Origin of the sequence: Mesobacillus maritimus, assembly GCF_044803185.1 — a bacterium.
GTDB classification, from domain to species: domain Bacteria; phylum Bacillota; class Bacilli; order Bacillales; family Cytobacillaceae; genus Mesobacillus_B; species Mesobacillus_B maritimus_B.
Map to the genome: position 1 here is coordinate 3,149,155 of NZ_CP085225.1, position 22,001 is coordinate 3,171,155.

General features: G+C 38.3%; 21 protein-coding genes. 3 read left to right on the forward strand and 18 right to left on the reverse strand.

The features are described from left to right. Positions 1 to 62: 62 nt before the first annotated feature. The 7 genes from LG336_RS15185 to LG336_RS15215 form a co-directional block, all read right to left on the reverse strand. On the reverse strand, positions 63 to 698 hold the full coding sequence (locus LG336_RS15185; protein WP_404328338.1) for a TVP38/TMEM64 family protein: 636 nt from the start codon (positions 696 to 698) through the stop codon (positions 63 to 65). Positions 699 to 731: 33 nt separating this feature from the next. Next, positions 732 to 1,448, reverse strand: coding sequence for an endonuclease/exonuclease/phosphatase family protein (locus LG336_RS15190; RefSeq protein WP_404328339.1), 717 nt, complete (start codon positions 1,446 to 1,448; stop codon positions 732 to 734). 34 nt (positions 1,449 to 1,482) lie between these two features. Beyond that, a complete protein-coding gene (locus LG336_RS15195; RefSeq protein WP_404328340.1) occupies positions 1,483 to 3,063 on the reverse strand; it encodes an alkaline phosphatase family protein in 1,581 nt (526 codons plus the stop codon). Between the two features lie 139 nt (positions 3,064 to 3,202). Then, positions 3,203 to 3,763: a YkoP family protein gene (locus LG336_RS15200; RefSeq protein ID WP_404328341.1), complete on the reverse strand. Its 561-nt coding sequence runs from the start codon at positions 3,761 to 3,763 to the stop codon at positions 3,203 to 3,205. A gap of 315 nt (positions 3,764 to 4,078) precedes the next feature. Next, positions 4,079 to 4,558 carry a hypothetical protein gene (locus tag LG336_RS15205; RefSeq protein ID WP_404328342.1) on the reverse strand — a complete coding sequence of 160 codons (480 nt, stop codon included), beginning with the start codon at positions 4,556 to 4,558 and terminating at the stop codon, positions 4,079 to 4,081. A gap of 182 nt (positions 4,559 to 4,740) precedes the next feature. Then, the gene (locus LG336_RS15210; RefSeq protein WP_404328343.1) at positions 4,741 to 5,640 is read right to left on the reverse strand and encodes an EamA family transporter; all 900 of its coding nucleotides are present in this window, start codon (positions 5,638 to 5,640) and stop codon (positions 4,741 to 4,743) included. 259 nt (positions 5,641 to 5,899) lie between these two features. Beyond that, positions 5,900 to 6,478, reverse strand: a complete 579-nt coding sequence (locus LG336_RS15215) for a LysE family translocator (RefSeq protein WP_404333178.1) — start codon at positions 6,476 to 6,478, stop codon at positions 5,900 to 5,902. A 131-nt stretch (positions 6,479 to 6,609) separates the two neighbouring features. Here LG336_RS15215 and LG336_RS15220 point away from each other — a divergent pair, with 131 nt between their 5' ends. Then, complete coding sequence (locus LG336_RS15220) at positions 6,610 to 7,506, forward strand: LysR family transcriptional regulator (protein WP_404328344.1); 897 nt, start codon at positions 6,610 to 6,612, stop codon at positions 7,504 to 7,506. 35 nt (positions 7,507 to 7,541) lie between these two features. Here the strand turns inward: LG336_RS15220 and LG336_RS15225 are convergent, their stop codons facing one another. The 11 genes from LG336_RS15225 to LG336_RS15275 form a co-directional block, all read right to left on the reverse strand. Then, positions 7,542 to 8,690: an acyl-CoA dehydrogenase family protein gene (locus LG336_RS15225; RefSeq protein ID WP_404328345.1), complete on the reverse strand. Its 1,149-nt coding sequence runs from the start codon at positions 8,688 to 8,690 to the stop codon at positions 7,542 to 7,544. 42 nt (positions 8,691 to 8,732) lie between these two features. Then, positions 8,733 to 9,791 (reverse strand): phosphotransferase family protein, encoded by a 1,059-nt coding sequence (locus LG336_RS15230; RefSeq protein WP_404328346.1) that lies wholly within the window; start codon positions 9,789 to 9,791, stop codon positions 8,733 to 8,735. After that, positions 9,766 to 10,980, reverse strand: coding sequence for an acyl-CoA dehydrogenase family protein (locus LG336_RS15235; protein ID WP_404328347.1), 1,215 nt, complete (start codon positions 10,978 to 10,980; stop codon positions 9,766 to 9,768). The genes LG336_RS15230 and LG336_RS15235 overlap by 26 nt, the downstream gene beginning before the upstream one ends. 410 nt (positions 10,981 to 11,390) lie before the next feature. Continuing rightward, positions 11,391 to 11,834: a DinB family protein gene (locus tag LG336_RS15240; RefSeq protein ID WP_404328348.1), complete on the reverse strand. Its 444-nt coding sequence runs from the start codon at positions 11,832 to 11,834 to the stop codon at positions 11,391 to 11,393. A 145-nt stretch (positions 11,835 to 11,979) separates the two neighbouring features. Beyond that, positions 11,980 to 12,633, reverse strand: a complete 654-nt coding sequence (locus tag LG336_RS15245; RefSeq protein WP_404328349.1) for a GGDEF domain-containing protein — start codon at positions 12,631 to 12,633, stop codon at positions 11,980 to 11,982. Between the two features lie 25 nt (positions 12,634 to 12,658). Then, complete coding sequence (locus LG336_RS15250; protein WP_404328350.1) at positions 12,659 to 13,639, reverse strand: HD-GYP domain-containing protein; 981 nt, start codon at positions 13,637 to 13,639, stop codon at positions 12,659 to 12,661. A 343-nt stretch (positions 13,640 to 13,982) separates the two neighbouring features. Next, entirely contained in the window at positions 13,983 to 15,185 is a 1,203-nt protein-coding gene (locus LG336_RS15255; RefSeq protein ID WP_404328351.1) for a D-alanyl-D-alanine carboxypeptidase family protein, read from the reverse strand. A gap of 203 nt (positions 15,186 to 15,388) precedes the next feature. After that, a complete protein-coding gene (locus LG336_RS15260) occupies positions 15,389 to 15,847 on the reverse strand; it encodes a hypothetical protein (protein ID WP_404328352.1) in 459 nt (152 codons plus the stop codon). Positions 15,848 to 16,313: 466 nt separating this feature from the next. Beyond that, positions 16,314 to 17,051 carry a hypothetical protein gene (locus LG336_RS15265; protein WP_404328353.1) on the reverse strand — a complete coding sequence of 246 codons (738 nt, stop codon included), beginning with the start codon at positions 17,049 to 17,051 and terminating at the stop codon, positions 16,314 to 16,316. 406 nt (positions 17,052 to 17,457) lie between these two features. Next, entirely contained in the window at positions 17,458 to 18,564 is a 1,107-nt protein-coding gene (locus LG336_RS15270) for a 4Fe-4S binding protein (RefSeq protein WP_404328354.1), read from the reverse strand. Between the two features lie 144 nt (positions 18,565 to 18,708). Beyond that, positions 18,709 to 18,957: a hypothetical protein gene (locus LG336_RS15275; protein ID WP_404328355.1), complete on the reverse strand. Its 249-nt coding sequence runs from the start codon at positions 18,955 to 18,957 to the stop codon at positions 18,709 to 18,711. 280 nt (positions 18,958 to 19,237) lie between these two features. On the opposite strand from LG336_RS15275, the gene LG336_RS15280 reads away from it, so the two are divergent. Together LG336_RS15280 and LG336_RS15285 are read left to right on the forward strand one after the other, a co-directional pair. After that, positions 19,238 to 20,119, forward strand: coding sequence for a PhzF family phenazine biosynthesis protein (locus LG336_RS15280; RefSeq protein ID WP_404328356.1), 882 nt, complete (start codon positions 19,238 to 19,240; stop codon positions 20,117 to 20,119). A gap of 328 nt (positions 20,120 to 20,447) precedes the next feature. Then, on the forward strand, positions 20,448 to 21,977 hold the full coding sequence (locus LG336_RS15285; protein ID WP_404333179.1) for a multicopper oxidase family protein: 1,530 nt from the start codon (positions 20,448 to 20,450) through the stop codon (positions 21,975 to 21,977). The last annotated feature ends 24 nt before the right edge of the window (positions 21,978 to 22,001 follow it).

The following is a 22,001-nucleotide window of genomic DNA, read 5'->3' on the forward strand; positions in this document are numbered from 1 at the left end:
AGATACGGCTAATTTAAATTTTTTCAGAAGGCATCTTTTATCCAATTAAAGCAAGATAAATATTAATCCATTACCACCTTCGCCTTCCCTTTATACCACCAACGATAGCAAAGTAGGACGACAAGCAAAAAAGCGACATAAACGATAATTCCAATAAATAGTGTATGGGTTGAGGCAAATAGTTGATTACCAACATATGCGTAAGCAATCATTCCTGGAACTTTTCCTAAAGCCGTCGCATACAGGTAGGTCTTAAACAACATCCTACTTAAACCTGAGTATATATTGACTACAGGCGGTGGTACAACTGGAATGATTCGACTAAATAAGACAGCAATAAAAGCGTTTTGACTGATAATATAATCAAATTTCTTAATCCCCTTATACCTTCCAATTGATTGCTGAAATTTTTCTATAAAAAAATAACGAGCCAAGAAGAAAAAGATTGCTGCCGCTCCTACAGAACCTACCCAATTAATGGAGGCTCCAATTACGATCCCATATTTAGCTCCCATTAAACCAGCAAATACGCTAAATGGGACGATTGGAATCACCCCAAAGAGAATGGACAATAAGAACATGAGTGGTAGCATTGATAAATCACTCTCATTTAACCAAGCCAATAAAGGTTCACGATAGGTAAAAGCGGTAAATAATATCACTGCATAAATAAGAAGAAAGAAAATTCCTTTTTTCATTCGTGCTGTCTCCCTTTAAAAAGGTCTTTGTAATCAAACAGAAAGCGTGGCCATGACCGGTAAATGGTCAGAAGCAATGGGATTTGTTTCGATTACACCAATATCCTCGACATCAATATCTTTTGTTGTAAAAATATAATCAATTCTAGCTCTCGGTTTCGTGGATGGGTAGGTGTAGCCAGCACCCTTCCCCGACTCCTGCCAAACATCTCTATAGGTACCCGCTACCCTTTTCCATTTTTTAGTATTCGGGTGCATATTCCAATCCCCAAGAATCACTCCAGGTTCCTTCGTGTTTTCTAAGATAAACTCTGTTTGTTTCCGATGTAACCGAGGATTTAGGCTTAAATGTGTGACATAAACGTTGAGAAATTGTTGATCTAGCTCAATCGTTGCTTCAAGAATCGACCTTCCTTCGATTAGACCTGGGATAAAGTTAAATAGGTGATGATTATCTTTCATGATTGGATAGCGAGAAAGTAACCCATTCCCATATTGTTGGATCTCAGTAGAGTTTTTAGACTTTCTTGTTAAGGATGGACTATAGGCATAAAATAGATTTAGTTCTTTCGCAAGGAATTGAACTTGGTCGATAAAATCACTACGTTTCGAGAACGTTTTATCCACCTCATTTAACCCAATGATATCTGCCTCGCTACTAGAAATCACCTTCGCAATTCGTTTTAAATCCACCTGTTTATCCATTCCTTTGCCGTGATGGATATTGTATGTCATGACTTTGATGTTCAATTGACTTTCCCCCAGGCTTGTGTCGATTTCCACATTATTCGGAAGTTTTATTCGGTTGCTCTAGAATTCTTAGAATCCACTCTTTCATATCCAAAATTCGCTCATGTTTCGGTTTTTCGTCAGTGCCTGCAACGATCAGCGGGAAATAGGTATCTTGTTTATGCAGGGAGCCATGCCCCGCCCCACCCACATGGGTTGGAGAGCCTTCACCAATAAATTCATATCCGGGCTTGGCATTTACGACTAAATATTGACCAGGATGTGATTGAAAAGCGCTATAAAGCCGAGCAAGACCATCTGGGTAGTCGTTGTATGTAAGTTGATTTTCTTCATTCATACGTAACTCTAAAATTTCGACATTTCCAGTGAGGGACCAAGCCTGTCCATAAGCATCGCTATATTCTCCATTCGGTTTAAAAGTAAGAGCTCCGTCATGATGGGGTGAAACAACTGTAACTTCTTCCCCTTCTTTCCAAGCAATATTGTCAATGCGCTTTTCCGTCCGGAGAACATCCACCAGATTCGACATTTGGATATTCTCTTTTAGCCGATAAATAAAAGACATACGTTCGTTTAAACCAAGCACAATCTCATCCTCAGCTTTGATTGGTCCGCTAATTTTATGAATGTGATAATCCTTTAAAAGCTTTCTTAGATCGATTAAGGCCTGTTCTTTGTCATCCAGAACATCCGTTTGACCGCTATCTCCCATGACGATCCATACCACCTTATTTAAGGCCTCTTCCCAAGATGGATAAGAATTAAAAATCTTTTGAAGCTGTTGGTCGGCATCTTCAATTCCTTTCGTTACGTTAACACCTTTTTTATGTACCTCTTTATCGTTATCTGAAAAATAGACTAATGAAAAAGCGGGCACAGCATTATTTTTAATCAAATAGGTTAGTTCTTGCGAGGCAAATCGGTCATTAAAGCCAAACGCTTCCCATACATGAGTATGCTTATTGTTCGGGTCGATTCTCGATAATAAGCCATATGAAAAATAGCTTGGCCCTTGAATGCTCGCGTCCTCTTCCAGTAAACTGATAACGCTCGCCAATTTAGGTACAGATAACTGCTTGGGATGATTCCCACGATAAACTAAGGTATTAATGGATGCGGTAGGCTGATCTAATTCCTCATGTATGGTTTTCACCTTCGAACTTAAATGTTTGTGATTCAAATGAAATAAACTTTCGCTGAGAACTTGTTTTGGACCTAGTTTTAAGATTTCCTGCTGAGCACTTCCGTAGCTTATAAAACGCTTTTCAGCTGAATCATACCAAACAAGCGCCGGTACTTTATGTTGGTCCGCATAGGTTCCGGTTAAAAAAGTGCTATCGATCACGACAGACATCGTTGGAAAACTGCTTACCATCTTGGGATAATAGTGCCCATTTCTCATTAAGAATTGAAGTGCGGGTATTCGGTCTGAATTTACCGCTTGTAATGGCTCATCCATGAGCGAATCAATAATCACGACCACAACCTTTTTACTTGGTGAGGTTAGTGGTTGATGGATTGGACTGTTCGATGAATTGGGCGGTTTTACTACGGTCCAGTAAAGAATTCCAACTAATATTAGTATCGTTAGAATAGGTACGAACAATTTCAACAAGTTTTCAACCCCTAAACGAGTTTATAGTAAAAAGATTATAGGTTCGAAGTATGTTACCAAGGCTTTCGTCGGATTGATGAAAGCAGGTTCCTGATAATATACATCTTGGTACTTTTCGGGCAACCGTTATGGAGGACAGTTAATTCCTATACATATTAGTTAATTTATTTGATGACATGAACAAGTAAGCTGGTTTCTGATATTTTACAATATGCCTGATAGAAGAATTGGGACTTGAGAGCATCGCAATAGGCATAAAAGTAAAAAATTTAAACCATTTGTAGATAGGATTTGCGATCTCAAAATTCTCAAAGCCAAGCCGTTCACAGCCTCTATTTAATTGAGTAATCCCGATAATCCCTTTAATCTTCTCAGAGTGACGATTGTTGCGGATATAAATTTCAACGCTTGGCAAAGAGTTTTTAATATAATGGTATATAATTGCGCCTCTTTTAAATTCATTCTCTATATCCTTTAGTTCTTTCAATAGTCTGACATTGTGAAGGTGAATTTTGACTAATGTATCATTCTTGTTTATTTGGGTTCCATCGGAAAGGACGACATTCCTTCCCTTATATTTTGTCAACCGGACCCTAAAAATATTTCCTCCTGTGTCCTTACCAGGAAGATAGGTAAGACGTGTACAAAAATAATAAAACGGGTCAATTAAACTCCAAATGGAAAGTATATAACCTCTCATTTCCCGCTTCCCCTTTTTCTATCATTTTTTTCATTTTATTTTTTATCAAATGATAAAATTTTATTTACGGGAAATTCGGCTAGTGTTGTAACGGGAAATCAACTAGTTTTTACATCATATTGATGATCTCGCTCATTCAATTGATTTTCTGTAGCTTTAAGATTTTAAATCTAAAAATTCAAGTCCACTATTTTACTAAGTTTTCACACATTTTACGCTAAAAATCAGATTCCTAAAGAAATAACAAAAGGGAGGTAGTTGATACCTCCCTAAGCTTTGTGGTCATAGTTCCCCTATTTAAAGGCACCCACGTCCTTACCCAATAAAAAGTTTTCGCTTCTCCACTAGGTATTGTACACCATATAAGATTGGAGCTTTGAAATACAAGTAGACAAAAAACGTAGGATAACTCATATTCAACTTAATGACTTTGATTCTCTTCAGAAATTTAATGACCCCAAAAGCAAAAATCCCGTCAGAAACGGCATTCATAAGCATAAACTTCTTAAAATCTCCAAAGTAAAACTTTAGGAGCCACATCGATAAAGGCATATAGGCACCAAGACTAAAAGGAAGTTCATTGGTAAAAAAAGATTTTTTCTTCCCATAAAAAGTCCACCAGTTCCGTTTGTATCCTATGATATGATTGATAATTTCAAAAGCAACAATAACAAATCCAGAAAACGAGTAACGCTTAATATCTTGTTTCCCCATTAACAGCAAAGTGGACCAAGGAATCACGATTTGAGCAACATTATATAACAACTGCGTTTTCGTCATCTTTTTTCTTCTCAACAGTCTCACCCTAACCTATTTTTTACAGTTCCTCCAATCTAAGCTATCCAAAATTAGTGAATTTTAATCATAGGGATAGGCACTTGTCCCATCGAATAGGGACAGAGGGATAGGGACAGAGGGACAGGCACCTTGTCCCGCTGGAAAAAACAGCTGGGACAAGGTGCCTGTCCCTGGTGTCCCTAATTATGAAGTTCGATCACGTTTGAAGCAGGTTTTTTATTCAAAGCCAATAAGATGATTAAGCCGATGATACAGGTGGTGCCGACCCATTGGAAAACGCCAAAGGGTTCTTTTAGCCAATAGACGGTTGTTAGAACGGCCGCTAGTGGCTCGATGCTACCGAGAAGACTTGATTCATTAGGTGGTAGACTCTTTAGGCTTTTTATATAGAACCAAAAGGCAATCATCGTGCCAAAGATGATCACGAAAACCAAGTATAAATAAACTTCCAATGTTAAGCTTTTTAGGTCGATTTGCCAAGGTGGCTGGATGAAACTTAAGGCCAAACCACCGATCACCATCGCCCACCCAATGATGACAAGTGAATCGTATTGCTTCAATAAAGGAATTGCATATAAAGTATAAAATGCCAAAGCTAAACCAGATAAAACACCCCATACGATAGCAGGTGTCGGGACAGATAATTGAGAGATGGAGCCGTTTGTTAACAAGAAAAAGCAGCCAACTAAAGCTAGCGAAACAGTCACCAAATCTCTTTCGGTTAACACAGTCTGCTTACGAAATATTAAGTATACGATTATCATCACCGGTGCTAAGTATTGCAATAGTGTTGCAACTGCCGCATTGCCATGCTGAATGGAGGCCATGTAGGTGTATTGAACCGCGAGCATGCCGAGTAACCCGAAGATGATCAATTGAATGGCTATTTTTCTAGTTTTCCAAACTTTTAGGATTTGTGAGCGTTCTTTTCCAAAAAATTGAACCGTCAAGAGTAAAAATCCAGCAATCAATAATCGAGTCGTTACAAGCCAATCGACATCGACTCCGAGTTCAAAAAGCTTTTTTGAAACAGTACCGCCAATCCCCCAAAATAATGCACCTGTGATAACAAGGAACATTCCTTTTTTTCTATTTATGACGCTTCACCACCTTTTACTATTAAGCCGTTTTTTATATTTTTTATGATAACTGGAAAACTATTCATATACTATCTAAAATGCTTGAATACCAAAAAGAAAAAGCCACCTCAAAGGCAGCTAAATCTATAATTCTTGCAGGGACATAGGGACCTTACACCTTGTCTCATCGTGAAAACGAGCTGCTGGGAAATAGGAACCTTGTCTCATCGTAAAAACTAGCTGGGACAAGGACCTGTCCCTAAAGAAAGATTGTCACGGCAGAATAAGCCAACAATAAACTCATCGTTATTCTAAATCGCTTATCATATTTAGCAAAGAATTTCTTGAAGAGTGAGCCGAACCCTGACCACAAAAGCAAGGCCAACCATCCTAGGAAAATGGCTAGAGTTAAATAAAAAAGGATGGAGTGAAGCGAATGGTTAAACGGTAAAATGAATGCACTCATTACGGTTAGAAAGAACAAAATGCTTTTCACGTTTATAATTTGAAAGATAAAGCCAGATACAAAAGAAGATTGAACTTTCCTGGAGTTCTTTTTTGAGCTTTTATTCGCCCCTACTTGCCAGGCTAAGTAGAGAAGGTATGCTGCACCAGCTATTTTTAAATATGGCTCCACGACGGGTATCCAATTGTATAGGCCCGTTGTGAATACTCCGCTCATAAATCCAAGTGCTGCGAACCCTACCAAAATACCACTAGTAAATCGCCATGCACCTAAAAAACCAAACCTCTGTGCTTCATTCATCATGAGGATGTTACTTGGTCCAGGAGTAATCGATGTAATAATGACATACGAAAGAAATGCTACTATACTCATAAACTCACCTTTTCTAATCATGTACTTTTGAACACCTTTATTGTAAGATAATCTCAACCATTAATAAAATTGAAATCGAAAAAGTCATTATCATTTTTTTCGATACATCGTGCGAAGTAAGGAGCAATACCATGGAAATAAGACATCTACTAACCTTTCAAACCATAATTGAAATCGGAAGTTATACGGGGGCTGCTTCAAAGTTAGGTTACACACAATCTACTATCACTTCTCATATACAAGCACTTAAACATGAGATTGGTGGGGAACTCTTTACTTATGTAAAAAGAAAGTTACAACTAACCCATTTGGGGAAGGAATTGATCCCTTTAGCAGAAGATTTGCTGTCAACTCACGAGCAAATTAAAAACATGCGAACAGCCCAAGATGTAAATGGAGTATTAAAAGTGGCTGCACCAGAGTCTTTAACCATCTCTAGATTAAGCCCTATCATTAGGGAATATTCCTTAAAGTATCCTCATGTAAAATTAATCTTAACCAATGGTACATGCGGGCAAAATCAATTTGATTTAATCAGCGGACGGGTCGATGTCGCTTTAATGGTTTATCCGGAATTACAGGTGGAAAAATGTATTCATTACCCTTTAATTGAGGAAAGGATTGTCCTTGTGGGTAGTCATGAGGGTCCGGACCATTTTGATGATTATAAAAAAAATGCCAACAATTATTTTTTCATCACAAATGAAGAAGGCTGTGGTTATCGGAGTATGTTTGAAAAATGTCTATTAAAGCATGACATTCATGGTTTTCAAACGATGGAGTTATGGAGTATTGAAGCAATCAAACAAACAGTCCTGAGTGGATTAGGATTTGCTGTTTTGCCTTATATTACGGTCAAAGAGGAAGTAAACAAAGGGAAGCTAAAAATTCTCGGACATACTGAACAATTCGACCCAATATACTCCCACATGCTAGTAAAAAGGGAAAAATGGTTGTCCCCAGCAGTAGAAGCTTTTGCAGAAATTGTATTGAGGGAAATAGGGACAGGCACCTTATCTCAGCGTTAAAACGAGCCGGGACAAGGGACCTGTCCCTGGTGTCCCTAGAGATACAGTCCGGCTATTTCCTCAATTATTGTTTCTTTCTTTTGTAAATCTACCTTTGCTAAACGGATTTCTTTATACCATCTTTCAATTGGCAAATCACCAGCGAATCCGGCACCTCCGTGAATTTGCAGGGCATCATCAATTATTTTCGCAGCTGTTTCGACTCCATAAAGTTTGGCCATTTGGGCTGCGATTCTAGCATCCTTTTTTCCTTGATCTACCTTTTTAGCTGCATCTTGAACCAACAACCTTGCTGCTAGAAGATTCATGATTCCATTTCCAAACATGGAGCGGATAGAAGGAAACTCAATTAATGGCTGCCCTCTCGTAATTCGGATCTTGGCATACTCTTTTGCATATTCTAATGCTTTTACGGCAACACCTAAGCTTCTCGCAGCTAAAAGGACTTGGGATTCCGTTAACCACTGCCTAACCAACTCGGCCCCTTCCCCTACTTTTCCAATTCTTCGACGATCATGGATTCGAAAGTCCTTGAAGAATAATTCATGCGATTTCTGTACATCAATCAGCGTTGTTTCCCTTTTCTCAAAATGATCATCTTTTTCGACAATAAATAAGGTTGGCTTGACGGCCCCAGTCTCATCCATGCAGTTTACCAACACAACCCCGAAACTGGATTGATCCATTTTTTGAATATACGATTTGTGACCATTAATCACCCATTCATCCCTATCTTTTTCAGCTGTACAAGTGATTCTTTCTAAATGATTATCTTCAAGTTCTTCCCATACTGCAAGAAAGCACCCTTTCCCTTGTTGAACGGCTGGTTCGACATAAGAATGGATTTGTTCTTGGGTGCATTCTCCCAAAAAGCTTGGCAGTTCTTCCCCAAAAGCATCTCCAGCGGGATGATAGAGTCCTAGCCGATGTTGCGAAGCCTCTTCGTAAATGACACTTCGCTCATATAAGGAAAGACCTGCGCCGCCCCATTCCTTTTTAGCCCCTAACGCCCTCAATCCTGCCGCCCTCGCCTTTTCCTTTAGTGAGGAAACAACCTCTGGGGATAATTCTTTTATATATTCCTTTTGTCCTAGCTCAACAGTAGCGACCTGTTCTTTTACAAATAGCTTTATCGTCTTCTTTAATATGTCTAAATGATCATCTATCATTAGATGGTTATTCATCTTATTCCCCTCCAGTAATGACGTTCATAGTCATTTTCATACTTACCCGAGAAGCTCTTTTCGTTGCGCACGTTCTGCGAGCCTCATTAAATTGACGACCCCTTCTCCTAATCTTTCAAACCTGTCATCTCGTGCTTTCCCAATTTTCCAGCGGTAATAGAGTTGTTGTAGGATGACGGCAATTTTATAAAAAGCGAAGGTCAAGTAGTAATCAATTTGACTGACATCTCTTCCACTTTGCAGAGCATACCTCTCAAGCATTTCCCTTCTTGAAGCAAAGCCGGATTCCCTCGTGACCGAGGTTAAGCCTGTAAATAGGTCCCCCTTTTGTTCCCAATAAGCGATCATAGCCGCCACATCTGTAAGCGGGTCTCCTATTGTACTTAGCTCCCAATCAAAAACACCGATAATTTTACTAGGGTTGTTTGCTTCAAACATCATGTTATTCAGTTTAAAATCATTATGGACAATCGTTGGTTCAGAGGATTCCGGAATAGACTTCAAAAGATATTGTTCAAGCGCTTCCACTCCCTTTATCTCATCGGTTCTACTGTTTTGATATCTCTTTATCCATCCATGAACTTGTCTAGTTAAATATCCCTCTGGTCGCCCAATCGTTTCCAACCCTGCTTCCTTGTAATTCACCTCATGCAGCTTGACCAATGTCGAAACAACCGCTTTTGAAATTTGTTGACAGGCATTCGGAATGGTACGAAATTCCTCTGGAAAAGTATCGTCCATCACCACTCCTTCTTTCTTTTCCATTACATAAAAGTGACGTTCCATAACGCTAGAATCTTCACAGTAAAGATAAGGCTTTGGTGCAAGTGGAAATACCGTATTTAATTTGGACAAAATGTCATATTCCCTTTTCATATCATGGGCTTTCGGTGGTATTGGTCCAAATGGCGGCCTTCTCAGGACCGCTTTCCAATCTCCCAATTGGATCAAATAGGTTAAGTTTGAATATCCTGCAGAAAACGCTTGAACTTCAAGCTTTACATAATTAATGTGAATATTTTGACTTCGGAGGTAGTTTTCCACCTTTACCCAATCTATCCCTGTCGAAGCAGCTTTATTTTGAAACGGAAGCTGGTTCATTCAAACGCTCCTTTTTTTTAAATTCCTTAAGCACTTGTCTTGCCACAACCATACGATGGACTTCATCCGCACCGTCATAAATACGGGCAGCCCTGGCCTCACGGTAAAGACCTTCTAGTTGTGTGTTTGGTGTGAGGCCATATAGCCCAAGCACATCGATTGCACGATTCAAGACATTATTTAAAACAGTTGCTCCGTAGAGTTTAATAAGTGAGACTTCTTTTCGAGCTTCATCCCCCTGATCCATTTTCCAAGCAGCTTGTAAAGTTAGCAGCCTTGAAGCTTGAATTTCCGCTTCCGAATCGGCAATGAAATTTTGAATGGTTTGGGAATCAGCCAGTGTTTTATCTCCAACCTTTTTAGATAATGAAAATGCGATCATCTCATTTATTGCACGCCGTGCCACTCCTAACCAGCGCATCGCATGTGTAATTCTTCCAGGACCTAGACGCAACTGTGCTAATTTAAATCCTTCTCCTCTCTGTCCAAGCATGTTTCCTTCTGGTATTCGACAATCATTGAACCGAACTTCACAATGACCACCAGGATAATGATCCCCCAACACCGGTACTTCACGGATGATTTCAAAACCAGGATTATCGGTGTCAACGATAAAGAGACTTGTTCGTTTGTGCTTTTCAGCATCAGGATCGGTTACCACCATAACAATGCAAAAGGACGATCCAACCGCACCCGTTGTATACCATTTATGAGCATTAATCACCCATTCATTTCCAACTTTTTCCGCTCTCCCTTGAAGTGTCGTTGGGTCAGATCCACTTACCTCAGGCTCAGTCATTCCAAAACAGGAGCGAATATCACCAGCCGCTAAAGGGTTTAAATATTTTTCCTTTTGCTCAGCCGTTGCTGCATGCACCAATATTTCACCATTTCCAGCATCAGGTGCCATGGATCCGAAAACGTACGGTCCAATCGGACTTTGACCGATTACCTCTGATAGAAGACCAAGGGAGACAAAGCCATTTCCCATGCCTCCCACTTCTTTAGGAAGATGCCCTGCCCAGAGACCTTTTTCCTTCACAATCTGCTGAAGTGGTTTTAAAATCTTATCAGGCAATCCACGATGTGGTTCCATGTACTTTTCATTTGGATACACATATTGATCCATAATGTCCGATGCTTCCGCTAGCATTCTTTTTTGCTCTTCACTTTCCGTAAAATTAAACATGACAGCCTCTCCTTTAAGATCATGATTTTAAGATGATGTGTTTTTCATCCTCACTTTCTAGAATTCTTTTAAAGATTTAAGTGTTATCAATATAGGGTAAAGTCGATATCCTATTAGCTCTTTAGCTCTTACGTGTTAATATATTGATAATTCTGATATCTTATAACAATACAATATCCTTAGATAGAGAGCTTGAAAGTGAAGATAATCACTCTTTTTTAATCTAATTGTGATTTTTACAAAACAATTGTAAGCTAAACAAAAGTAATAGATTGAATTAGTAGATCCTTTTAATAGTTCATTTACCTAACAGGAGGCTAATCACCAAAAGAAAGGGCCTTATTAGAAAGCCCTTTCATTTTCCTGCAAGATATTTAGTCGTCAACATTCTGACCTTTAACTACTAAAAATCAGGTAACAATTCTTTTCATTGCCATCATTTGTCCAAAGTGGTATGCCTCATGAAAGACCAAAAACCCCGCCAGTTCCCCAGTTGTATGTCTACCAATTATGGGTTCAGGAAGTTTCTCAAGAAAACGCTCAGTTGGAATTTCCCAAATCCTATTTAGTTGTTCTTTTGAACTCTCGAACAATTCATCCATAGTTGGTACGTTTCCCTGCCAGTCAGCAGGTTTCGTCCCAGCTCCGAAATATTCTTCGTAGTTAGCAGGTAGTTGTCCATTTTCCTTAAATAGAAATTTTTCTGTTATCCATAATAGGTGTCCCAAATTCCAATGTATATTATTGTTAAATCCTTCTGGTTGCTGATCCACTACCTCAAAAGGTAAATCAGCTAATTTTTGTACTATTCTTTCTCTTATAACTTCAAATTGCATTTTAAGTATATCTCCCAAACTATCTCCTCCTTGTAAATTTTTATCCTTTATATAATTATCGAATATTCAGACAACAATTGCAATCCTCTTGTTTTCAGGGACAGGTCCCTTCTCCCGCCGTAAAAACGAGCTGGGACAAGGGACCTGTCCCTGGTGTCCCAAATCATCTGCCTATTATTTTATTTTTTTGAGCTTTGTCTTTATACATATTTTGATCTGCTGCTTTTAATAATTCGTCAAAGGTCTTTCCTTCACTTGGGTATATAGCCGTTCCGATGGAAACACCAATTTCTAATCCGTTTGGTGATACGTTTTTGAGCCTTTGACGAATCTCTTCAATTCTTTTCCCCAATTCTCTCTTTTTAGGTGTATAAGGAAAAATGATTATAAATTCGTCGCCACCCCAACGTGCAACGATTTCCTTTTTCCCCGCAGTATTCTCGAGTTGGCTAGCAATACTCTTTAAATAATGATCTCCGGCTTTGTGTCCGTAAATATCATTAATGATTTTAAAGTCATTGAGATCCAGAAGGACAATGGCAAATTCTCCACCATTTCTCTCGAGTTTGGAGATAAATGTATCAATGTATCTTCGATTATAGAGTTTCGTTAAGGTATCTTTTTCAGAATAATATTTTACGACATCATATTGTTTTCCAAACCACCAGGCTAGCATGATCATGACAGGAAGGCCGATAAACTCGATCTGAGCAACGAAACCATCTCGCAGATAATAATGGGTAATATATAGTAAATTTAATGTGCTAACAAGTAAGGTTGTTGTAATCCGTCCCTTTAATCCCATTGACTTCATCATCCTTTTACCAACCTGTCATATATTTTTATCCCAGGTTTTCTAATAATGGCATATCTTCATCTTTTTTACTATTAACTTGCGCGGTAGTATCTCTGATGTTCAAATCAAGTTCATTTGTCTCAAATAAGCTTAGAAAAACCTCTGCAATTTCAGGGTCAAATTGTGTTCCTTTATTATTTTTAATTTCTAACAAAGCATCTTTTATCGACATTTTTTGACTGTAGACTCTTTTTGATGTCATTGCATCAAAGGAATCTGCAACGGCCATGATTCGAGCAGCGAATGGGATTTGCTCTCCCTTTAGACCATTTGGGTATCCCTTCCCGTCATATCGTTCGTGATGATACATCACCATATCTAATATCCCTTTGTCATGGAATTCCTTTACGTGTTTAATCATCTCATAACCAATCAATGGATGATTTTTAATAATCCTAAATTCTTCATTACTCAATTTACCTGGTTTTAATAGAATCGACTCTGGGACTCCGATTTTCCCAATATCGTGTAGTAAACCACCAATTCTGATTGCCTCAATGAGGTCATTAGACAATTTCATCTTCACCGCAATGTTCGTAGCGTAAATTGATACATTTTGTGAATGCCCGGATGTATAGCTATCTCTCGAATCCAAAGCCTTAGAAAGAGCAGAAATTAATTCTAATTGATCCTCCTTAATCTTTTGATGCTTTTTCATAAAACCAACAGAGATAAACATAATGATAAGATAGGAGCTTTCCAAAATCATTAGTTTAAGCAAAGTAGTAGACTCAGGTCCCTGCATGAAGCGAATGAACACTAGTAATGTAGTTAACGTCATTAAGAGCCAGATCGGACGATTAAAAAATCCGATCCCTAAGCAGACCGTTGCAAGGATATATAGAATATAGATATGGTTTTCACCCACATCATAAAAAAGTAAAGTCGTATTGATTATTAAAAGAACAACAAAACTGTAGCGAAAAAAAGCAGGATTATTTAGCAGCTGATTCTTTTTAAGTTTCACTTTTTCTCCCCCGTTTTTATTGAAGCAAAAATTCTTGTTCGTGAATTGAATTGTTCTATATTTTATAATAATTTTACTATATTTATAGGTACAAATAACTAAAATTCAGCTTTTTTCAATAAATAGACAATTTTTGGGGTGGGAGAAAGGGAGATGGGACATAGGGACAGGAACCTTGGCTTTCGGTAAAAACGATCTGGGAGGATACAGGTCCCTTGTCCTGCCGTAAATATTGGCTGGGACAAGGTGCCTGTCCCTAGTGTCCCTAAAAAAAGTCGATTTCCTATACGTTAGGGAATCGACTTTTTCGATAAGGGATATTAACTCTATTAAAATAAGTCAATCACAGCGATCTTGACTTTTTAATTTGTTTCTTTCTCCGTCTAACCGTAAAAATGATATAAATTCCTATAAGTGTAAGAAATAGTCCGGTATATAGATAGAAGGTTTTAAAAGGTGTTTCTTCATCCTTAGGTTCCTTAGGCTGGCTAGTTGCCAATTTCGTAGGTGTTGGACTTTGCATAACCACTTCCTTTGACTCGTTAATTAAAGGAAGAGTAGCCAGAAAATCCTGATTTTCAATGGATATTTCGAGATTCCCGTCTGCAGTTATATTCTCTTTATATACTTCATCATGAGAAATCGGAAAGGTATAGCGTTCTTTTGTTACGTATGTATGTTCATTTTGTTTATATTCTTTTCCCATTGGAATATCGATGAGTTTAAACTCATCAAAGGCATAGTCAAGCAGCTCGACTGTATCCGCATAGGCTTTATTGGAAGAGGGTCCTTTTAAAACCACAACAATCAAAGACAAATCCTCTCTTTTAGCTGTTGTAATTAAAGTGTTTCCTGATTCATCAACATAACCCGTTTTTCCGCCTGTAACCCCTTCATAGGGCCTTCCTCTCATTAATTTATGATGAGTGAACAGGGTAGTATCCCAAGCCGCACCATCCCATTTTAATTCCTCGGTGCCGAAAATGTAGCGGAACTCTGCATTTTTCATCGCATATTGTGTTACTTTCGCTAAATCTTTCGCTGTCGTAACGTGTTCAGGATCAAATAACCCGTGAGGATTTTTAAAGTTAGTATCATGGAGACCAATTTCTTTCAAATATTGATTCAAATGGATCGCAAATTCCTCAACCGAACCTTCCATGTGTTCCGCAATCGCTATGCCTGCATCATTCCCAGAATTTATCAACAATCCTTGAACAAGCTTCCTTAAAGGAACTTGCTCCCCTTCTTCTAAATAAACTCTTGTGCCATCTGCGTGTCGAGCACGCTCACTAACAGTAGCAATTCCATCAAGGTTCCCATTTTCGATGGCATAAATGGCAGTAGCAACTTTTGTTAAGCTTGCAGGATACATCCGTTTGTCAGCGTTCTTTTCATATAAAACCCTGCCACTACCTTCTTCCATGATAATAAAAGCTTCACATTCAATTTCCAATTTCTCTTCCTCTCCCTGTGCTAGCACATTTGTAGAAACAAATAGCAGCAACATGAAAGGGATTACAAAACCCATCACAACTCTCCTCATCAAGCGCCTCCTTTCTTCCCCGGGACGGAGGGACAGGCTCCTTGTCCCAAATCGGACAAGGAACCTGTCCCTCCGTCTCATACTTTTTTTGCCTGATAAGAATAATAATAAACTGACTTTATCCATTTTTCTACATTTTTTTATCGGGACAAGTGCCTAGGCACACTGTCCAGGTGATGTAGGGTTTTGTAGCAACGCAAACCTTACGACCGTGGCAATAAATGAGAATCATCTCGTACTCGTTTCTTGAAATTTCTCCATTGATTTTTGGACATCATCCACCCTAATAAAATTTCAAAAATTCCAACCGCTAAGAAGATAACCTGCAAGATACTTTGGAATCCTATCCAATATACTTGGGCAAGAATCCAAATGACCATACATACCCCGAGTATATATGTCACTTTTCCAGTTACAAGGGATTGTTTAAATGATAATAAACTACCAAGTAAACTTCCTATGCCATTTACAATTAACAAAGCGTATCCTGGAATTAAAAAGGTTTTAAATGGCGAATCTTTTAATAGATTTACGTTCAAACCTAAATAACTTCCATCTGGCTTTAAAATAAAACCGATTCCTGCGTAAATAGCACCTATTGCAACCGTAAGCAGTAGGATTCCAGTAAAAAGGTGAAGTGCTTTTACTTTCATTTTCACCATCTTCTTTCCATCCATTAATGTGGAATTCTTTCAGTTCCCTATTCATATTTGCGTCTTTTTTATGTTGAATATTTTACATAATATTGACACTATCAGCTGGATAATCTTAATAAATATAGGTACTTTCCTATTTCCAACCCCCTTCTTTCCATGATTGTTTCCTTGCCTTATCCTCTTAATCAGGGATGAAGTCTCGAAACAAAAGTTGCTCATAACTTCACAATCTCCTCGTAAAAAAGACTCCTTTGCAAAAAAATACTTTTTCTACAAAGGAGTCTTTTATCATGTTGTTCTGTTATAAATATTATAGCACTTAAAATCTCTTTAATCTATTTTGGGCCTTAGTTGCCGCGGAAAAACCCCTAGGACATGGGAAAGTTTTTTCAGTACGTTCTTACTAGTTTAAGGATAGGAGTCTACTCTCGGATCGGAACTTAGGGTCAGTGCATCGTCCTCACCTATAAAACTAGCGGGGCATGTTCCTTTTGTCTGTGGCGATCTTCTTTTCTATTTGTAACATCACGGAAAGAACATGAAGAAAGGTCTCGTGAGGGGTAGAGCTTTTTGAGAATTTTTCATAGTGGTGGTGGAAACAGCTGCAGATTGCTTCTCTGGCTTCATAATCAAAACGATAAAAATCAACGACTGGAAAATATAGTCCACCTCCTAAAGGATGCAGGGTACCTGCTACGATTCCACCTCTTTTCGGTGATCTTGCATCAGAGTGACACAGGAATACTTCCAATACGTTTTGGGTTAAAAGATCAACTACTAGAAAATGGTTGTCACTAAACTTTTCCCCAATAAAATAAAAGTTCGGAACCGTTTTATCACATTTCCTTAGCCACGATGTCATGAAAGGCTTGGTTCTAAGGCGATCAAACTTCACTGATAAATATTCCTCTACGCAACTCACAGTATTCTGCGCTGTTTGATATAAGATTTGCCACCAAAACAAGTTATCTAGTAAACATTGTCTTTTTAGCACACTTGGATTAGATTCCTCTACAAATTCCTTCAGAATCATAAGAGTTTCATCATTATAAAACTCTTCATAAACAAAGGCTGAGAAATCACTAAACACTTCGTTAACCATTTTAGCTCTTAAGTCTTCTGACACTGGATAATCCATCCGAAATGTTTTTGCCTTTTCCTCTGTTTGGATCATTTCGACCAGGTTTTGAGCAACTTTGCTGTTCTTCATTCCATCATTCCTTTTCAATTTTAAATGGGAATTTATATATTTAAGTCATGAAGACATGGATGTACGGATTGAGGTGTTGATTTTGAAAACGGATATTAATAGGATTGAAAATGTTGTGGCAAATAAGAGGGGAGAAATTTAGCAGAATACAGCTGCTTTTGTAAAATGGGGAAACATTGAATATATTATAGCATTTGCTTTTTGTCATAGGGGAATTTAACATGCAGTTCACAGAATTGTTAAAAAGGAATCTTATATGAAGAATATAGTGACAAGTCATCTCCCAACGTATAAAACTTAGAAGGAAAGGATATTGTACTTGCTTCACTTCCGGTCTTGGTTTTAAAGATCACAAAATAAAAAAACGCCAGTGAGTTTGACCTCACTAGACGTATTCTTTGAAAGTCTAGACCTGGGACAAGGAACCTGTGTCCCTTTCAACTAATACAGCCGGTCCACCCAACAATGCACCATTGGCGACATGTTTCAGGGTAATACTTTCAAAAAAGCAGATCTCTTCACATAACTGACAGTCTACACATTTAGAAGGATTAAGTGTAATCTTTTCATGTCCATTCTCACGTTCTAATACAAGTGCGTCTGTCGGACAAAGGATGGCACAGGCCCCGCAGAGGGTACAATTAGGGGAGATTTCTGGGAGTCGAACATCGCACCGGTGTTGCAGAACTTCATTTTTGGTTAACTCCTCGAGTAAAACCTTCCGCTTCGTCATATACGGATAAGACGCTACATGGGTAATTTTCTCGACGACATCATTTGCGACGTCTTGCCATTCTTTTTCCAGTCGTAACACAGGCTCTTCCTTCATCTTGTCCTGATAGGTCCGAATTTTATCGATAGCTAGCCATTCTTTCATTGCAAGTTTATTGGTTGATTTTACTTCACCAAACAAGGTCGAAAAAAAGCTTCTGCGATTTTGATCATACTGAACTTGTTGTTTTGGGTATTCAATAGCTCCGCAAATTTTGAGTTGCCGTGAACTCATCGCTTCCCCTAGTTGCAACTCTTTCCGCCACACGCGTTCACCGGTAGAAACTTCACACTCATGACAGCTTTCATCAGGATGATAAATACTAAGCTTGTCACTGCATTCGCCACTAATCGCGAGCCACGCTTCCCTCGGAATTGCTCCAAAACAAGAAACTTTCACCGTCACTACGTCTTGATTCGGAATCTTTACTTTCTCACAATGTAAATAAACTTTTTCATTTTGTTTACATGTACGAATGGTATCTGAAATCCATTGATTAAGAGAAGGTCGTTGAGACAGGATCGCATTGGTTGGGCATACAGTTGTGCACAACCCACATTCTAAACAATGCTCATCGATGACAATCTCATTTTTATTAAAAGAAATACTGTTGGTTGGACAATGTTCGACACAGCGATGACACTCACTCCTTGGGGAGATGATGTGTGTACATAGATTCGCCTCCACTTGTAACGGAGACATTTTTTTATCAATTCCATTAGCCAACTTAAAAATATTCATTATACTCGACCTCCTCCCAAATCCTAAGTACTAGCAACTTATATTATTAAGATATCAATCTGCTAGCACTCTATTCACTTGAAGTAAGCAACCCTTTAGTACGTAATGCTAACGGTCAGGACAACCCATCTTACTAAACATTTTTTATAAATGAATCGCCGTCTCGTAAAATTGCAATCTACCAATACATTCACTAATCAACAAGATTGTAAAAGCAGCGGTATAGATACTTTTACTGCGCATTTTACTATTATTATAAGCCAATGCTAGCAAAGCGAAAGCAATAAATATCGTTGCAAACCGAATCCAGAATAATCCACTATTCACCAATAACCGCGCCGTTTCAACCCGCTTCAGGCAATCCACCCTGAAGCGAGAAAATGTAGACTCCAATGACAATAATCGTTAAAATGATCGCTAAAGCCGAAAGACCCGCTATCCGAACAACGAACTCTCCACGAATCGCTAAAATCGCCCCAACAAATAATGGGCCTAACAATAAGAAGTTAAAAAGAAACTAATAATCGTTACATTCCATTCCATTCCGGAATCAAGACAATTATTAAGCAAATAAATTGGGTTAGTAGAAACACTTTGTCTTTATTTCTGTAAATGATAATGAAATAATTGGTATATTACTTAAATTAAGAATAATAAAAGAGGGAAAATACTTATGGAGAAGATAAATTATTCGATTGTTGATGTATTTTCACAAGGGAAATATACAGGAAATCCACTCGCAGTTTTTAAAAACGCGAGTCATCTTTCTGATCATGAAATGCAACAAATAGCAAAAGAAGTCAATTATTCTGAAACTACCTTTATATTGTCAGATTCTAAAAATGATGAGGGTTATGATGTTCGTATTTTCACCCCAAATGAAGAGATTCCTTTTGCTGGTCATCCTACTTTAGGAACGGCCTTTATCATTCAACACGAACTATTAAATGGATCATCAGAAAACGTTAGGTTAAATTTCAAAGGAGGTCAGATACCTGTTTCATTTGATCACCTGGAAGAAGTTTTATGGATGAAACAAAATGAACCAACTTTTGGTCAAATGTTAGATCCGAATAAGGTTTCTAATGTTTTAAGCATTGAGAAAGAAAACATCGATGAAAGATTTCCGATCCAAGAAGTTTCTACCGGACTTCCAGTGATTATTGTCCCATTAAAATCTTTAGAAGCAGTGAAAAATGTAAAAATAAAGAAAGAGAATTACTTTGAATTAATTGAACAAACGGATGCAAAGGCAATCATGGTTTTTTGTCCTGAAACATATCATTCGGAAAATGATCTAAATGTTCGAGACTTTGCAGATTATTATGGCATTCCCGAAGATCCAGCTACCGGTAGTTCGAATGGATGTTTAGCTTCCTACTTAGTAAAATATCAATATTTTAATAAAAGGGAAATTAACATTCGGGTAGAACAAGGATTTGAGATGAAAAGACCTTCCTTACTATTTTTAAAAGCAGATGACCATAATGAAAAAATCAACGTTTATGTAGGTGGAAAAGTAGTAAAAATGGCTCAAGGTGAATGGTTTCTATAATTCCATTCTTTTTAAACTAATGGGTAGTACGAGAAACGATTATAAATAAAGACAAGGTATGGCCCAGTTTTGTGAACTGGACCATTTTTTATCGATAAAAAACACTGCGATTTTCTCGTGAAATTCGATTAAAACAGAACCCGCTATTTGTAATCCGCCCCCTCTTCCAGTTCCTTGTCCCAGGTGTAAAACTTATTGGGCCCTGTCCCCTGTGTCCCATTTTCAGTAAGTAAGAAAAACCATTACATACGCCCTTCCTAAATCTGTGTATTTGCCATTTCTTATAGTAACGAATGAAATAGAGGTGGTAAACATGCATCCGAAACACATGGATAAGAAATTGAAGAAATTTGTTGATCCTTTACCCATTTTAGAGACGTTGAAGCCAAAAAGGTTCACAAAAGATGGTCCTTATTATGAGATGAAGATGGAGGAGTTTAAACAGAAGCTTCATCGGGATTTACCTCCCACAAGGTTATGGGGCTATAAACGGCAAGTACCAGGACCGACAATTGAGGTAAAAAAGGGGGAACCCATTCAAGTCAAATGGATGAACAACCTTCCGCGAAAACATTTCCTTCCTGTTGACAAATCCTTTCATGTCCACGATTTACCTGAGGTTCGAACGGTTACACACTTGCACGGAGGAGAAACCACTCCCCCAAGTGACGGATATCCTGAAGCATGGTTTACGAGAGACTTTGAAGAAGTAGGTCCATTTTTTGAACAAGAAGTATATGAATATCCAAATCATCAGCGGGCTACCATGCTTTGGTATCATGACCATGCAATGGGCCTTACAAGACTGAATAACTATGCTGGCCTAGCGGGACCATATATTATCCGTGATAAATGTGAGGATTCATTAAATCTTCCAAACAAGGAATATGAAATTCCATTAATCATCCAAGATCGTTCTTTCAACTCTGATGGTTCTTTATCTTATCCGCGACAGCCTGACAATGCCGCTGAAAACCTCCCTAATCCATCGATTGTACCTGCTTTTTTAGGCGACACCATTTTAGTGAATGGAAAAGTATGGCCCTATTTAGAGGTTGAGCCAAGAAAATATCGATTTCGAATCTTAAATGCATCAAATACACGATCCTATCAATTGCATCTTGATACTGGTCACCCCTTTTATCAAATTGGAACAGATGGAGGACTTTTAAGAAGAACGACAACGGTGGATAAAATTCCAATGCTACCCTCTGAGCGAATCGATGTCATTATTGATTTTTCCAAAATGAAAGGAAAAGAAATCATTTTAAAAAATGACCTTGGAGAAAATGCTAGTCCAGATGACGAAACAAATGAGGTAATGAAATTTAAAGTGACAAAGTCTTTAACTGGAGAAGATACAAGTGTGATTCCGAAGATCTTATCGGATTTTCGTTCTTTAAAGCATAATAAAATCACCTCCAATAGAGTAGTTAAGTTAATGAGTTCATCAGATGAATTTGGAAGGCCCCTTTTGTTACTCAATAATAAAAAATGGCATGACCCGATTGAGATCACGCCACAATTAGGCTCAACAGAAGTATGGTCGTTTATGAACACAACAAACTTCACACACCCAATGCATATTCATTTAATTCAGTTTCAAATCCTAGAACGACAGCCTTTTGATTTGGATCGATATAACGAGGATGGCCAAATTATTTTCACAGGAGCACCACAGCCTCCACAACCATATGAACGAGGCTGGAAGGATACAGTAGCTGCCCCAGCCGGCCAGATGACGCGGGTAATCGGAAAGTACGCTCCTTATACAGGACATTATGTCTACCACTGCCATATCCTAGAGCACGAAGACTATGATATGATGCGACCGTTTAAAGTGGTTGACCGGGATTGAGGGTTTAGTTCATAGTCCAAACAG